The organism is Sutterella massiliensis (genome assembly GCF_016899755.1).
GTDB lineage: Bacteria > Pseudomonadota > Gammaproteobacteria > Burkholderiales > Burkholderiaceae_F > Sutterella > Sutterella massiliensis.
In genome coordinates this window covers 120410-135713 of sequence record NZ_JACJJC010000005.1, presented here as the reverse complement: position 1 = coordinate 135713, position 15304 = coordinate 120410, and the positions used below count along the sequence as shown (strand labels likewise).

Here is a 15304-nt window from a genome sequence, read left to right as displayed (position 1 = left end):
AAGACCGAGCGTAGGATCCTTGCACCCGCAGGACCGACCGATCAACACCGTCAACGCATTGGGAAGCGCACGCGCCATGGAAAGCGTTCTTCTGATACTCCCTGACTTCCTCGTCATTCTTTTGGGGCTTTTCCTCGCGAGAAAGCTCGACTATCCGCGTGCCTTTTGGGATAAGGCCGAAAAGCTCGTCTTCTATGTGCTTTTTCCTCCGCTGCTCTTCAATTCGGTGTCGAGCGCCTCGATCGGACTCTCCTCGGCGAGCAAATTTCTGACGGTCGCCGTCACCGGCATGCTCATTGCCGTCCTTGTCGCCTGGTGCGTTCGCTACGTTGTCAAAGATAGCGACTGGACGCACGCCTCCGTCTTTCAGTGCGGCTTTCGCTTCAATACGTACATCGGCTTTGCCGTCGCCTCCCGCCTCTACGGCGATGAAGGCACATCGCTTTTAGCGCTTCTCATTGCATTCTGGGTGCCGATCAGCAACGCCATCGCCGTGAGCGTGCTCGCTGCGGCAGTTGCCCGTAAAGAAGCGGGCGCGCAGGCTGGCGCACGCACGAACGTTTTCGCTTCGACCGTGAAGGCCGTCGTTCGCAACCCGCTCATCATTGCCACCGTGCTCGGCCTCATCGTGAACGTGAGCGGCTTCAAGGTGCCGCAGACCGCGCACATCTTTCTTGCCGACCTCGGCAACGCATCGCTCGCGATGGGGCTTCTCTGCATCGGCGCCGGGCTCCGCACGGAAGACTTCCGCGCCCATATGCCGCTCATTGCGGCGTCGTGCGTCGACCGACTGCTCCTCGTGCCTCTCATCGCCTGGGGCATGGGTGTCGCCTTTGGGCTTTCGCCCGTGGAAGCGGGCGTAGCAATCGTTTTTGCGGCGCTCCCGACCGCGCAGTCCTGCTACGTGATGACAGCGAGCATGCGCGGCGATGCCGGAGCGGTTGCGAATGTCACGACCGCACAGACATTGGCCGCGATGGCAACGCTGCCCTTCTGGCTCGCGTTTTTGCTTCTCTAGAGCGCCGTCCGCCGTCATTGACCTTCTGCGGCCTTTGCTAAAATCAGCCATCGTTTCCAGGCATTCGAGCCGGCGCCGGGGGGTGTTTTTTTGCTTCTCGCAGCGGCCGCTTGAACACTCGCAAACTCCAGAACGCCCGCGAGGGCGTTCGCTTCATAGGTTTCACACATCTTATGAATCGCGGCTTTTACACCATCATGACGGCGCAGTTTCTTTCGTCGCTCGCCGACAATGCGCTCTTGATTGCCGCCATCGCTCTGCTCACGAGCCTCAACGCGCCCGAATGGCAGACGCCGCTTCTGAAGCTCTTTTTCGTGGTGAGCTACGTGCTCTTGGCCGCCTGGGTCGGCATCTTCGCCGATTCGATGCCCAAGGGGCGCGTGATGTTCCTGACGAACTTCATCAAGGCCTGCGGCTGCCTCCTGATGCTGTTCGGCGGGCATCCGCTTCTTGCTTATGCAATCGTGGGCGTGGGCGCCGCCGCCTACTCACCCGCAAAGTACGGAATCCTGACGGAGCTCCTCCCTGCTGAGAAGCTCGTCGTCGCCAACGGCTGGATTGAGGGCCTCACCGTGGGCTCGATCATTTTGGGCGTCGTCTTGGGCGGCGTTCTCATCAAGCCCGAAATCGCACAGCCCATTCTCGACATCTTCCACCTGAATGCGCTCGGCCTCTCGCAGTTTGCCGAGGCCGCGATTTTTGCGATCGCTTTCGTCTACCTCAGCGCTTCACTCGTGAACCTCGCCATCCCGGACACGGGAGCACGCTACCCCAAGCAGCGCTTCGACCCCGTCGACTCGATCCGCGGATTCCTTGAGAGCTGCATTCTGCTCTGGCACGACCGTCTCGGACAGATTTCGCTTTCGGTGACGACGCTCTTTTGGGGGGCGGGCGCCGTGCTGCAGTTCCTCGTTCTCAAGTGGTGCGACCATGCGCTCGGCATGGACCTCTCGCAGGGCGCCGTCATGCAGGCCGTCGTAAGCATCGGAATTGCCATCGGCGCCATACTCGCCGCCGCGAAGGTACCGCTTAAGAAGTCGCTCTCCGTCCTGCCGATGGGGATCCTCATGGGGATTCTCGTCACGTGCATGGCCTACTTCGACCGCAGCATGGCCCCTGAAGGCGGCCTTTCGATGTTCGGGTTCGAGCTCTCCTGGGCAACGATCATCGCCGCCGTAGCGATGGTGGCCGTAGGCATTTGTGCCGGCTTCTTCGTGGTACCGATGAACGCGCTTTTGCAGCACCGCGGTCACGTGCTTATGAGCGCGGGACGCTCCATTGCCGTGCAGAATTTCAACGAAAATCTTTCTATTCTCACGATGCTCGGCGTCTACTCGCTCTTGATCAAGCTCGATCTCTCGGTGCCGACCACGATGCTCGTCTTCGGCGCTTTCGTGATGATTTCGATGGGACTCGTGATCTTCAAGCACCACCGCAATCAGAGTCAGTACGACAGCACGCATCTGATCGGGGAAGCCAAGCGTCACTGACGCTCGGTAAAAGGCAACACCTTCCTCGCACAAGGCGGCACGCTTCGAAACCGAATGCGCGCCGCCTTTTTATTTCGGCGGCTCATCGTCGTTCATGCGCGATCAAATCCGCCGGACGCCCGGCCCCGAAATATCGCTTTCGCCCGAGACGCCTTTCGGGCGAACCGTGATATGCGCGTCGATGCGCTCGCGCACCGCACGCACGTGGCTGATAAGACCGATGAGCTTCTTGGAGCGCGACTGCAGATTTTCGAGCGCCCCGAGCGCCTTTTCGAGCGTTTCCGCATCGAGCGAACCGAAACCTTCGTCGAGAAAGAGCGTGTCGACGCGCAGGTTTCTCGAACTGATGCGCGCGAGCGCAAGCGCGAGTGCGAGACTCACGAGGAAAGTTTCGCCGCCCGAGAGATTGAAGGACGTGCGAACGAGTCCCGCGAGCTCTTCGTCGCGAACGGCCACTTCGAGCCCCGAGGTGCCGGCAGCGGCCAGCCGATAGCGGCTTTCCATCTGCTCGAGCACCTCGTTGGCATTGGCAAGCAGCAGCCGGAAGGTGAGCTTTTGCGCCGCAAGTCGGAAGCGCTTGCCGTCGGCGCTCCCGATCAGTTCGCTCAGCTGCCCCCAAGCGAGAAGCGACGCACGGGCCGCCGCGAGCGCCTCGGCAAACTCTTTCGTTTGCACGCGCCGCTCGTCGTCGGCCCTGCACTCCGCCGCAAGACGCCCCTTCTCTTCGCTCGCCTTGCCGGCAGCGGATTCGCTTTCGCGTACGGCGGCCTCCAGCGCTTCAAGGGGCAGAGTCAACACATCGAAAGCCGGCGTACCAGCGCCCGCAGCGCGCGTTTCTTCTTCGTGTGCACGCTTAAGCGCCTCGAGGTGCTTTTGCGCTTCTTCCTGCGCGCCCGCTGCCTTTTGTGCTTCACGCTCGCGCTCGGCGAGCTGCGTTTCGAGTGCTTCGAGTTCACGCTCGGGCACCGCAGCATGAACGAGCGCCCCCTCGTCGGCAAAACCCGATTCAGCGAGCGCCTCGGTCCAGTTGGTTTGCGCTTCTGCGAATGCTCTCTTCGCTCGGTCGCGCTCGCTCGTTCTGAGCTTCAACGCCGTTGCACTCGCCGCTTCGGCTGCCTGCGCATCGCTGAAGGCTTTTCTCGTCTTCACTTCCTTCTGCTGCGCGCTTTCGAGTGCGCAGGCGAGTGCCCGACGCTTGTGCTGCGCATCGACTTCCCCCCAGCGTTCGCGCCGCTCGGCGCTTGCCGTCTCCCAGGTGCGTTTGTCTTCGGCTGCACGCTTTTTCGCCTCGTCGACCGAGCGCTTGCGCTCGGCGCAGAGCCTCTGTGCGGCGAGTTTTTCGCCCGCGGCCTTCTCTTTGGCGCTGCGCCGCTCGTCAATCGCTTTCTTCACGGCCGCCCGCGCGTCGCGCCGCATTTCGAGCGCGTGGAGTATCTCGGCGGGCTTCGTCTTGAGGAGCACCGTTTCTTCGAAGAAAGGACGCGTACGCTCAAGGTAATTCGCGCGGGCTGCGTCAAGCGCTTCGGTGTCGCGCTCGAACTGCGCCCGGAAGTTTTCGCGCTTTGCGACTGCCGCCGCAAGCTTCTGCTCGGCCTCTTGCGCCAGGCCGCTCGCTCGATCCAGCGCGTCGCGCGCCGTCTTTTCGAGCGCCGCCGCCCGATCGCGCGCCGTACCGGCGTCGCCCGCCTCCTTGGACCAAAGGCGCAAACGATCGACCGCATTTTCGAGCTCGGCGATGCGCTCGGGGGCAACGCCGGCAGCAAAGGATGGATACTGCTCGATCAGCGCGTCAAGTCGCGCTTTCGAGCGCTCGCGAACCGCGAGCGGATAGGCCAATGCGGGCGAGGTGGACGCGTCGCTGCCGACATGCGCGCCGAGCGCCTTGAGGACCTCGTCGGCCGCCGAAATTTCTTCGCAGAGCGAAGCCGCCCACTGCGCGCCCCACCATTCGCCCGCAGCCTGCCGCATAGCGACAAGTCCGGCTTCAAGGGAACTTCCGGCCATGGCGCGTTCGTACGCGAGGCGCTTCTCTTCAAGTTCGCGAAGCGCCTCGTCGCGCTGTGCTCGAGCCGATTTGAGCGTGCTGCGGGCTGCCGTCGCCTCATCGTCTGCCGCTTTTGCCGACCGCTCGGCCGCTTCCTTTTCCCTACGCGTCTTCATTTCCGCTTGCCGCGCTTGGCGATGCGCCTCAACGGCGGCACGGATGACCTCAAGCGCTTCGACAATCGCGTCGTCGCCCGCACTTGCACGCTCCGCCGCTTCCGTCTCTTCGAGTGCCTTACCGGCTGCCGCTTCGGCTTCGAAAGCTTTCTTTTCGTCGAACTGCGCTTGCGTAAAACGCGCCTCGGCTGCCGCGCGTTCCTTCTCGGCACTCTCAAACGTGCGGCGCGCTTGCGCAATCGCGGCATCGGCCTTTGACATCGCATCGAACTCGGGTTCGAACGCTTTTTGCGCGGCCTGCGCCTCTCGGGTTTTGTCCGCACTCGCTTTTTGTGCAGCCTCGGCCGCCAAGCGCGACGCTGCTGCCGCCGCTTTTGTCTTTTCGGCCGACATCACCGCCGCTTCGGCCTGCGCGAGTGCGGTTTGCGTCCGTGTTTTTTCTTCGAGTGCGCGAGCGCCCTTGGCCGCTCTGCGTGCAGCCGCCGCACGCGCCCGCTCGGGCGCGGCCGCTTCAAGCGCCGCCTGCGCGGCCTTGCTGCGCTTTTTCGCTTCCATGTACGCGGCCGCCGCCGCATCGAGCGCGCGGCGCTTTTCAAGACGCTGATTGGCCGTTCGACGGCATTCAACTGCGGCTTTTTCCGCTGCCTGCGCAGCCTGCAGCGCCGCTTCAAGTGCGCCTCTTGCCTCGTCGCTCAAGGGCGCCGCCCCGGCGAGCGCGGCTTCGAGACGCTCGACACGCGCCTTATCTTCTGCTTCCTTGCGGTAAACGGTTCTGCCGATTTCCGAATAGAGCTCGGTTCCCGTGATGCGCTCGAGGATTGAAGCGCGTTCGTCGACTTTTGCACGCAACAGTTTCGCGAATGCCCCCTGCGCCAAAAGCACGCAGCGCGTGAAGCCCGCAAAGTCCATGCCGAGAAGCCACGTTACGGCTGCTTTCCAGTCGGTGATCTTTTCGGCGACGATGCGCCCTGCCTCGTCGTCGGGACTCGAGAGAAGCGCGAGCTCCACCTTTTCCGGTGTGAGCTTCTTCGAGCGTGGACCGTAGCCGCGCGACCAGCGCGAAAGCCACGTTTTACCGTGCGCTTCGAAAATCACCTGCGCATAGCATTCGGTACGGTTCTTCGTGAGAACCTGACACTCCGCCGCTTTATCCTTCGATTCCTCGGGCCGCTCTGCCGTTCGCGGCGTCTCGCCGTAGAGCGCAAGCGACACCGCGTCAAGGATCGAAGTCTTCCCGCTCCCCGTCGGCCCAACGATCGCAAAAATACCGCTCTCGGCCAAGACGGCGTTGGTGAAGTCGATTTCGTACTCGCCCGCGAGCGAATTGATGTTCTGGAACCGCAGTTTCAATAGACGCATATCTTTTTCCGTCCTCGTGGCTCTCAAGCGTTACTCGGCTTCGTTCTTTTCGCAAAGACGTTTGATCTCGGCGAGCGCTTCGGCCCCGCGCCCCGTTTCGCGGCGTACGCCCAAGGCATCTCGCGCTTCAGCAAGCGCCGCGGCAAAAGAGGCTTTGAGCGACTTTGTCTTGGCTTCGTCGAGTTCGAGCCGACCTAGGACATCTTCAAACACCTCTTCGGGCGTGATGTCTTCGAGCCGCATGAGCGCCGCTTCCGAGCGCTCGGCCTCGGCTGCGCGCGTCGCGCGAATGGGCCCGAGCACGACACCCGCCTTGTCGGCCGCGGCGCGCAGCGGCTCAATCAAAGCGCGCGCTTCAACGGGATCGAGTTCGAAAGCAACTTCAAGAACGGGCGGCAATTCGCCCGCACTGCGCGCAGCTGCGGCCTCGATCGCAGCGAGAAGTTCGTCGTAATTGCCGCGAATGCGTCCGACGCGCCGCGGCTGCGGCACCGGCACGGAAACGATTCGGGTGCGCGCTGCGTGCGCCGTGCGCGGCTTGTCGAGATCGATTTCCACCAAAAGCATCTGATGCGCATAGCGCTCGTTCTTAAAGGCCAGCGCGAGCGGTGCGCCGCAGTAGCGGGCTTCTCCAAGCCCGGCATAGCGCTTCACCGTTTGCGCCGCGTGAATGTGGCCGAGCGCGACGTAGTCCCAGTCGGCACCGAACGCATCGGCGCTCGCGTTGCGAAGCGCCCCCACGTAGTGAGATTCGCGCTCGCTTGTGTCGGCGGCAGGGAGCGACGCATCAGCCGGCGCCCCGGCGGTCGCTTCGCTCTCGAGCGCAGCTTCGCCTAAGCGGCTACCCGCCACGAAAAGGTGCCCCATGGCAACGCGGGGGACACTTTCGCTAGCGCCCGCCGCGGCAAGCCGCTCCTCCAAAATCTCGCGCACTGCCCGGTAGCGCTTCGCAACGCCCGCCGACCAGCTCTCGAAGCGCTCGGCTTCCGAAGCGCTTTGCCCGCTCGCGCGCACATCGCCCTCGCGCAGATAGGGCACCGCTGCGACGCCGAGCAGAGGTTCACCCGAGCGGTCGCGGATGACGAAGGCTTCGTCCTCTGGCGCCTCTCCCGCTATAAGGCAGTTCATGACGCCAAGGAGCGCCTTCGGCGCACTCAGAAAACGCTGCGAATCGTGGTTGCCCGCTGTCACAACGGTTTTAAGGAGCCTTGAAGAGGCTGCGCGCGAAAGAAATTCGTAATAAAGGCGCTGCGCATCGGTCGCGGGCATCGTCGTATCGAAGACGTCGCCCGAAATCAACAGCACGTCGACCGCCTGCGCTTCGACAAGGTCGAGAAGCCAGTCGAGAAACAGCCGGAAGTCGTCGGTGCGCTCCACGTCGGCCAAACGCTTGCCGAGGTGCCAGTCGGCAGTGTGAAGAATTCGAAGTGTTCTCATGATTACGCAGCAAAACGGTCCGAAAGCGGATGCTTCGGTGCCGAAAAGTGTAGCGAAGCGCGCGTCGACAACGGTCGTTCGAGGTTTTGTACGGCTACCAACACAGCCGCACAGAAACGAATCCTGCCGCGCGGGCCCGAAAAGCGAACGCCCCGTCCGTTGGTGCTCGGACGAGGCGTTTCCTGTGGAGAAATTTCGACGAAGCGATATTTTCAGTTCAATTGTTCTGCACTCTCGGGCGCAGTGCCAGTCGACGCCTGATGCACGACCGCCGCATCGGCTGGCCGCTTTTCAGCCGCGCGCTCGCTCGCAAAAGCCGCCGCGCGCGCGCCCGCCGTACGGCCGAAGACGACCGCACTCACGATACCGAGATTGTCGGGCACATGCCGCCCGAAAACGCCGCCCGCGACTTCACCGGCCGCAAAGAGCCCGGGAATCGGGCGACCGCTCGCACGGAGCACCTGTGCCGAGGTGTTGATCGCTACACCCGCAGAGGTCGAGTGATAGGCAGGGCGCACGCGCACGGCGCAGAGATCCCCGTGCTCGAGCGAGGAGTTGAGCGTCTGGCGGCCGAATGCGGTGTCCTTACCCACTTGCGCCATACGGCGGTAAGCGAACACCGTTTCGGTGAACTGCTTGGGCGAGACGCCGATCTGCCGCGCGAGAACGCCGGGATTCGGCGATCGGTAGACAACGTCGAGCGACCCGATGTCGGCAGCGGCCGAGAGCGTGCGGTCTTTTTCCAAAATGCTTTCGTCAAAGACAAGCCACGCCTCGTTGTTTGGTTCGCTCAAAATCGCCTGCGCCACCTCGTCGGAAGGGAGCAGTTCGTTGACAAAGCGGCGTCCCTTGTCGTTCACAAGGATCGCCCCGTCAACCCGAACCGCCTGCGGCACAACACTCCCCGTAACGGCGAGCGTCGTGCAATGCATGGAAACGCACCCGATCTTCGTCTTGACGCCCCCCGCCTTGCGCGCAAGCACGAGTCCGTCGCCCGTGGCGCCCGCAGAATTGGTGGTGGAAAGCAGCGGCAGCGTCGGGTTTTCCGAACGAATCACTTCGATCGAAGCGGCGTAGCCGCCCGTTGCAATCACAACCGCACCGGCCTCGTAGAGAAGCGCGCCGCAGCGCCCGTGTGCACGAACACCCGAAACGGCGCCCGTACGTTCGTCGTAGAGAATCGCTTCAGCGCGCGTGAGCGTCTGCACGGGAATGCGTGCCGCTTCCGTTGCCTGCAGAAGACCGCGAATGACTTCAAAGCCGAGGGGCGCGCCGTTGGCGGGCCGCCTCGAATAAAGGCCGGCAAATCCCGGATGCGCCGTTTTGCTCGACAAATCGATCCCGCATGACTCAAGCCAGGCAAGCGCCGAGCTCGACTCGGCAATGAGCTTTCGTGAAAGAACGGGTTCGCCCATCGCGTGGTGAACGGAAAGCGACGCGAAAAGCGCTTCGCCCTGCGGCGGCAGCGCGGAAATAGCAACGTTGGGCGAAGCGAGCCCCTGCGCAACGTCGTGGCGAACGCGCCCGTGCGCCACGGCCGCGCCGCTCGGCGCAGCTACCTGAGCCGACGGCACATCGACGCTCACCTCGGAGCGTCGCTCGGGCGAGAGTGCAAGGAGCCCGTCGAGCGAGAGAATCGTATTGCCGCCCGCCATCGGCATTTTCTCGAGCACGATCACGTCGGCACCCGCGCGCGAGGCTTCGATTGCGGCCGTTAGACCCGCGGCGCCTGCGCCGATGACAAGCACATCGCAGTGGTAGTGCGGCAGATGGCGGTCGTCTTCGGTGATGCAGCGCTCGGCAGGCGCACCTTCGAAGGCGTTGGGCGTTGAGGCTGCGGCCCCGGAAGGAAGTCCGGCCACACGGACGGGCGCACTTGAAGCCGACGAAGTCGACGAGACGGCGGCAGCTTCACTGAGGTTTGACGACGAAAAATCACTGCCGGGCGCCCCCTGCGCAGCAAGAGCTGTACCGGAAAACAGCAACGCAGCGCCCAAAAGTGCGGCCGCCGATGCTTGACAAATCAACCGATGGGATTGCTTGACGAGATTTTTCGGGTCGGACATGGATGGCTTCGCAACGGATCGAACGGACGGCGCGCTCCTTTGACACCCGCCGCGGTCTTGCTGACAACAAAGCCGCTCGCGGGCGCATGCCGAACGCGCTTACGCGCCGGGCATCCGCCATTGGGGGACACTCGGCAGATCAGTATTAAGTCGAGGAGGGAAAACCCTCGCACCGAAAGGATAGCAGTCTGAAACGTTTTCTGCGCGTCACTGTCGCAAAAGAGCCACGCAGAGCACCGCAATGGTTGCAGGCGGAGAAACGCAACACTGTTGCCGGATGCGTGACGGCATATCAAAAATTTGATGTAAATCAAACCAGAGGACAAGACGCAGAGTACCGACGCAGTTTTCGTTATTCCATTTTGGAATATCGGTATTGCCGTGTCCTGATGCGAGAACGGCCGGCCATCGACCTTGGATCTACCCCTTAATTGGTATATTTATGGTTTTTACCTACACGTAAAAAGACGTAAGACGAACACCCTTTTGAAGTGTGGACCCTATACGAGCGGCGGCTTGAGCGTGCGTTCGAGTGCGACGACACTCTACTCGCGCAAGAAAAGAGCCCGCTCGAAACCAAGGAAGCGGACCCGAACAAGCGTACGTTTTTGACCCTTCGGCCGGACCCGCAGCAAGAGAACTCCATACGGCGCGTCCGAGGCCGAGAAGACTCCCTGCTAGGAGGATCCATGGAAGTTTCACGCAGAAGTTTCTTCAAGCGAGGAATCCTGATGGGTGCGGCGCCGCTCGCAGCGGCAGCTGCGCAGACCGCGCACGCTGCCGGCCCGTCCGGCGCCAAGCCTGTTTATAAGCTTGCAGACGTCAAGGAAACGACGAACATTTGCTGCTACTGCTCGGGCGGCTGCGGCACGATATGCTCGGCGCGCAACGGCGAACTCATCAACCTCGAAGGCGACCCCGACCACCCGGTCAACATGGGCGGCCTCTGCCCGAAGGGCGCGGCCATGTGGGGCTTGAGAAACATCGTGACGCCCGAGCGCAAGGCCAAACTCCATCCGGACCGCGTACTCACGCCGCTCGTTCGCCGTCCGGGCAGCAAGACCTGGGAGAAGATCTCCTGGGACGAAGCCATTGATGCGATCGCCAAGCGCATCAAGAAGACGCGCGACGAGACCTTTGTCGAAAAGGAAGACGGCGTCACCGTCAACCGCTGCGACGGGATCGCGAGCTTTGGCGCTGCGCAGCTCAACAACGAAGAAGGCTGGCTCGTTCAGAAGTTCGCCCGCTCGCTCGGCATCGTCGCCATCGACAATCAGACGCGCGTATGCCACTCCTCGACCGTTTCGGGCCTCGCACCCTCGTTCGGCCGCGGCTCCATGACGTCGCACTGGTGCGACTTCCAGAATTCCGACGTCATCCTCTCGATCGGCTCGAACAACGTCGAAAACCATCCGCTCTCCTCGCGCTGGGTTGAACGCGCGCAGGACCGCGGCGCCACGTGGATCGTCGTCGATCCGCGCTACAACCGCTCGGCCGCCAACGCCGACATCTACGGCCGCATCCGCCCGGGCACCGATATTGCCTTTTACGGCGGCCTCATCAATTACATTCTCTCGAACGACCTCTGGCAGCACGAGTACGTTCTCAACTACACGAACGCCGCGTGCCTTCTTCGCGAAGACTACGAATTCGATCCGGAGTCGGGCCTCTTCTCGGGCTGGGATCCGGAAACGAAGCGCTACTCCGACGAAACCTGGGGCTACGACTACGATCAGGTCGCCAAGTGGGATACGTCCGAGACGGGGGCCTACGCCTGGGTGAACAAGCCCGGTACGCCGAAATTCAAGACGCCCGACCTTGAAGTCCTCAAGCGCGACCTCTCGCTCACGGATCCGCGCTGCGTCATCAACGTCATGAAGCGCCACTACGCGCGCTACACGCCGGAACTTGTCGCCAAGGTGACGGGTATGGACCCGGAAGTGATGATGAAGATCTGGCAGGTCTACGCCTCGACGGGTCGCCCGGATCGCTCGGGCTCGATCCTCTACGCGCTCGGCCAGACGCAGCACACGTACGGTTCGCAGAACTGCCGCGCGATGTGCATCGTGCAGCTTCTCCTCGGCAATATCGGCGTTGCGGGCGGCGGCATCAACGCGCTTCGCGGCGAACCGAACGTTCAGGGCTCGACCGACGTCGGCGCCTCCGTGCCCGATGCGCCGGGCTACCTCAAGTGGCCGACCGGCAAAAAACACCCGACGCTCGCGAAGTACCTCGAAGCGGAAACGTACGCTGCGGGCTACTACGCCAATAAGCCCAAGTTCTGGGTTTCGGCGCTGCGCGAATGGTTCGGCGAAAACGCCACCGTTGAGAACGACTACTGCTACGACCTGCTCCCGAAGATCAGCCCGAAGCTCGACTACGGCGCCTACTCGACCATCATGACCTTCAACATGATGCGCGACGAGCGAATCAAGGGCTACATGTGCTGGGGCATGAACCCGGCGCACTCGGCCGCCAACGGCGCGCACGTCCGCCGCTCGATGGCCAACCTCGACTGGCTGCTCGTGGCCGACTGGTTCCTCACGGAAACGGCAACCTTCTGGGAAGCGCCCGATATGGATCCGGAAAAGATCAACACCGAAGTGTTCTTCCTCCCGGCGGCGCTCATCTATGAAAAGACGGGCTCGATCAACAACTCAGGCCGCTGGATCCAGTGGCGCGAAAAGGCGATCGAACCGCCCGGCGAATGCAAGTCCGACTTCGAAATGCTTTCGCTGCTCTTTGAGCGCATCCGCTCGCTTTACGAAGCCGAAGGCGGCGCCTGCCCCGAGCAGGTGCTCAAGGCCAACATGCGCTACATGATCGACGGCAAGTACGACATCCGCGCGCTTTGCTGGGCTTTGAACGGCTACGACGTGAAGACGAAGAAGCTCCTCAAGGGCTACGCGGATCTGCAGGCCGACGGCTCGACCGCGTGCGGCATCTGGATCTTCTCGGGCTACTACAACAACAACGACGCGCCGCTCGACCCGATGAAGCAGCCGATGACGCGCCGCAGCAAGGAAGACCCGACGGGACTCGGCCTCTATCCGAACTGGTCCTTCGCTTGGCCGGCAAACCGCCGCATTCTCTACAACCGCGCTTCGGCCGACCCGAAGGGGCGTCCCTGGAACGACAAGCGCGTGCTCGTCGAATGGAAGAACGGCAAGTGGCTGCAAAACGACGTGGGCGACTTCGCAACGGCGAACCCGCCCGACAACAACGCGTTCTTCATGACGTGGGAGCAAAACGCACGCCTCTTCGCGTACCCGATGGTAGACGGCCCGATGCCCGAACACTTCGAGCCCTTTGAATCGCCGACGGCGAACGCCTTCAATGGCGCCGCACACAACCCGTGCGCCCGCTTCACGGAAGACAAGTCCGTTCGCCGCGGCGAGGCAGGCGACTACCCGTACGTCTGCACGACGTACTCCGTGACCGAGCACTGGCAGTCCGGTACGCAGACGCGCAACATTCCGTGGCTCAACGAACTCGTGCCCTGCAACTTCATCGAGCTCTCCGAAGAGCTCGCCAAGGAAAAGGGCATCAAGACGGGCGACGACGTTCGCGTCTGGAACAACCGCGGCTCCGTTGTCGTCAAGGCCATGGTCACGATCCGCATGCAGCCCATGCAAGTCAACGGCAAGCTCACGCACGTCGTCGGCATGCCGCACCACTTCTCCTGGGCCACGAAGCTCGCCACGGGCGACAACGTCAACGACCTCACGCCCAACGTCGGGGATCCGAACTCCTACATTCCCGAATACAAGGCGTTCCTCGTCAACATTGAAAAAGCCGCATGAAGTGCGCTTCGTCAAAAGTTTTAGGAGACTGACAAATGGCTAAGCAAGAAGTCGCCATGCTTTTCGACTCGTCGCACTGCACGGGTTGCAAAGGCTGCCAGGTGGCGTGCAAGCAGTGGAACATGCTGCCCTCCGCCCTGGGCCTCAATGAAAACAAGTTCACGGGGTCGCTGCAGAGTCCCGCTGACCTCAACGGGGACACGCGTCTCATCATGACGTTTGATGAGAAGCCCTCGGGCAACAAGTTCCAGCCGATTCACTGGGCGATCGGCCGTCGCTCGTGCTTCCACTGCACGAACGCGGCCTGCGTCGAGGTGTGCTCGTCGGGCGCACTCACTAAGAAGGAAAACGGCGTCGTCGCGTTCGACACCGAAAAGTGCAACGGCTGCACGTACTGCCAGAGCGCCTGCCCCTTCGACGTGCCGCGCTTCCGCCCGCAGGACGGTCGAATCGACAAGTGCACGCTCTGCATCGATCGTCTTGAAGAAGGCGAAGTACCCGCGTGCGTGAAGACCTGTCAGCCCGAAGCGCTCAAGTTCGGTCCGCGCGAAGAGATGATCGCGCTCGGCAAGCAGCGCGTCGAATTCCTCAAAAAGAAGGGCTTCGAGAAGGCCGAGCTCTACGGTGAAACGGAAATGGGCGGTCTGCACGTGCTCTCCGTGCTCAAGTTCGGGCACGAAGCGTACGGGCTGCCGACCGATCCGACGCCCAATACGCTCATCCCGGCAATCAAGGCGATGAAGCCCATTGCCGCTGCGGGCACGGGCCTCGTCGTCGCCGGACTCGCCGTCTCCTTCCTCGCCGCCATGGGCTACCGCCGCAAGGAAGTGACGATCGAAGAAGCCAAGAAGAGCTGGACGCCCGAACAGCGGGCCAAGGCCGACCGTGAAGTCGCCGAACTGCTTCGCAGGGAGCGCGCCGCCAACAACGAAACGAAGTGAAGGAGCAACAAATGACTCGATACATTCAGCGTCATTCGCTCTTGACGCGCGTCACGCACGGCGTTGCCGCCGTCTCCTGCATTCTGCTCGCCGTCTCGGGCCTCTTTGTCTTCTGGCCCGAACTCGGCGGCTCGATCATGGGGGGCGACTTCACCTACATGATGCGCATGCTGCATCGCCTCCTTGCGATCCCGTTCATCCTCGTGCCGCTCTTTGCGCTCTTTAAGTCGCCCTCGGGCGCAGCGCACCTCTTCAAGGAGGACATCTTCGGCAAGTGGGACAAGGACGACTACGCTTGGGCGATGAAGTTCCCGTTCTACCTCTTTGCGCCGGGCAAGGTTCACATGCCCCCGCAGCATCACGTGAAGTCCGCGCAGCGCTTGGCTGACGGCGCGCTGCTTTTCTTCTGCGTGATCATGGCAGTGACGGGCATGATCCTCTGGCTCAACACGGGACTGCTCCCCTCGGGCGGCATGAAGGTGGAATTCTCGGGCGAGACGATCCTCTGGGCGCGTCTGCTGCACGACATCTTCTTCTTCCTCACCGTCTTTGTCGGCATCGCGCACATCTACCTCGGCGCGGGCATCTTCCAGCCCTACCGCGGCACGGCGCGCATCATGTTCGGCGACGGCAAGGTGAGCGAATCGGACGCCGCCTACCACTGGGGCTACTGGGCCAATGAAGAAATTGCGCTCGGCAAGAACGTCACGGTGGAAAAGGACGGCAAGGCCAATTGAGGCCGCACCGATACGAAGCGCCCGAGGGAGAGCGCTTCCGAAAAACAATCTCCCTCTAAAGACCCTTGCCGCAAGGTAGAGTCAAGGGAAGTCCCTTGAGGACGCGAAAATCGCTGAGGCCGATTCGGGCGGAGCAGCCGCTCCGCCCGAATCGGCCCGAAACAAGAAAACCGTTTTCGGCCGCATGCGAAGCGCCCGCCCGAGCGAGCGCTTCGCATGAGAGACCGAAAGGCGCGCCGCGCAACGGCTTTGGAGCACCCAAGCCAGGCTCGTCAAACCGCAACAGAAGGATC

General features: G+C 62.4%; 8 protein-coding genes. 5 read left to right on the top strand and 3 right to left on the bottom strand.

Annotated elements, in window-relative coordinates; all coding sequences use genetic code 11:
- Positions 1-19 precede the first annotated feature (19 nt).
- The gene (locus tag H6A60_RS04815; protein ID WP_239477591.1) at positions 20-1018 is read left to right on the top strand and encodes an AEC family transporter; all 999 of its coding nucleotides are present in this window, start codon (positions 20-22) and stop codon (positions 1016-1018) included.
- Positions 1019-1191: 173 nt separating this feature from the next.
- Complete coding sequence (lplT, locus tag H6A60_RS04810) at positions 1192-2508, top strand: lysophospholipid transporter LplT (protein WP_205102273.1); 1317 nt, start codon at positions 1192-1194, stop codon at positions 2506-2508.
- A 102-nt stretch (positions 2509-2610) separates the two neighbouring features.
- Here lplT and H6A60_RS04805 read toward each other — a convergent pair whose 3' ends face one another.
- From H6A60_RS04805 to H6A60_RS04795, 3 genes are all read right to left on the bottom strand, one after another.
- On the bottom strand, positions 2611-6027 hold the full coding sequence (locus H6A60_RS04805; RefSeq protein ID WP_205102272.1) for an AAA family ATPase: 3417 nt from the start codon (positions 6025-6027) through the stop codon (positions 2611-2613).
- 30 nt (positions 6028-6057) lie between these two features.
- Positions 6058-7464, bottom strand: a complete 1407-nt coding sequence (locus H6A60_RS04800; RefSeq protein ID WP_205102271.1) for a metallophosphoesterase family protein — start codon at positions 7462-7464, stop codon at positions 6058-6060.
- A 212-nt stretch (positions 7465-7676) separates the two neighbouring features.
- Positions 7677-9530 carry an FAD-dependent oxidoreductase gene (locus H6A60_RS04795; protein ID WP_205102270.1) on the bottom strand — a complete coding sequence of 618 codons (1854 nt, stop codon included), beginning with the start codon at positions 9528-9530 and terminating at the stop codon, positions 7677-7679.
- 689 nt (positions 9531-10219) lie between these two features.
- Here H6A60_RS04795 and H6A60_RS04790 point away from each other — a divergent pair.
- Genes H6A60_RS04790 through H6A60_RS04780 form a run of 3 tightly spaced genes read left to right on the top strand, consistent with a single transcriptional unit; the run spans position 10220 to position 15011 of the window.
- Positions 10220-13333 carry a molybdopterin-dependent oxidoreductase gene (locus tag H6A60_RS04790; protein WP_205102269.1) on the top strand — a complete coding sequence of 1038 codons (3114 nt, stop codon included), beginning with the start codon at positions 10220-10222 and terminating at the stop codon, positions 13331-13333.
- 35 nt (positions 13334-13368) lie between these two features.
- A complete protein-coding gene (locus tag H6A60_RS04785) occupies positions 13369-14274 on the top strand; it encodes a 4Fe-4S dicluster domain-containing protein (protein ID WP_205102268.1) in 906 nt (301 codons plus the stop codon).
- An 11-nt stretch (positions 14275-14285) separates the two neighbouring features.
- Positions 14286-15011, top strand: a complete 726-nt coding sequence (locus H6A60_RS04780) for a cytochrome b/b6 domain-containing protein (RefSeq protein ID WP_205102267.1) — start codon at positions 14286-14288, stop codon at positions 15009-15011.
- Positions 15012-15304: the final 293 nt, after the last annotated feature.

Coding starts and splice junctions, on each gene's coding strand:
- H6A60_RS04795 (WP_205102270.1), bottom strand. CDS start 9,530: ATGTCCGACCCGAAAAATCTCGTCAAGCAATCCCATCGGTTGATTTGT.
- H6A60_RS04805 (WP_205102272.1), bottom strand. CDS start 6,027: ATGCGTCTATTGAAACTGCGGTTCCAGAACATCAATTCGCTCGCGGGC.
- H6A60_RS04780 (WP_205102267.1), top strand. CDS start 14,286: ATGACTCGATACATTCAGCGTCATTCGCTCTTGACGCGCGTCACGCAC.
- H6A60_RS04800 (WP_205102271.1), bottom strand. CDS start 7,464: ATGAGAACACTTCGAATTCTTCACACTGCCGACTGGCACCTCGGCAAG.
- H6A60_RS04790 (WP_205102269.1), top strand. CDS start 10,220: ATGGAAGTTTCACGCAGAAGTTTCTTCAAGCGAGGAATCCTGATGGGT.
- H6A60_RS04785 (WP_205102268.1), top strand. CDS start 13,369: ATGGCTAAGCAAGAAGTCGCCATGCTTTTCGACTCGTCGCACTGCACG.
- lplT (WP_205102273.1), top strand. CDS start 1,192: ATGAATCGCGGCTTTTACACCATCATGACGGCGCAGTTTCTTTCGTCG.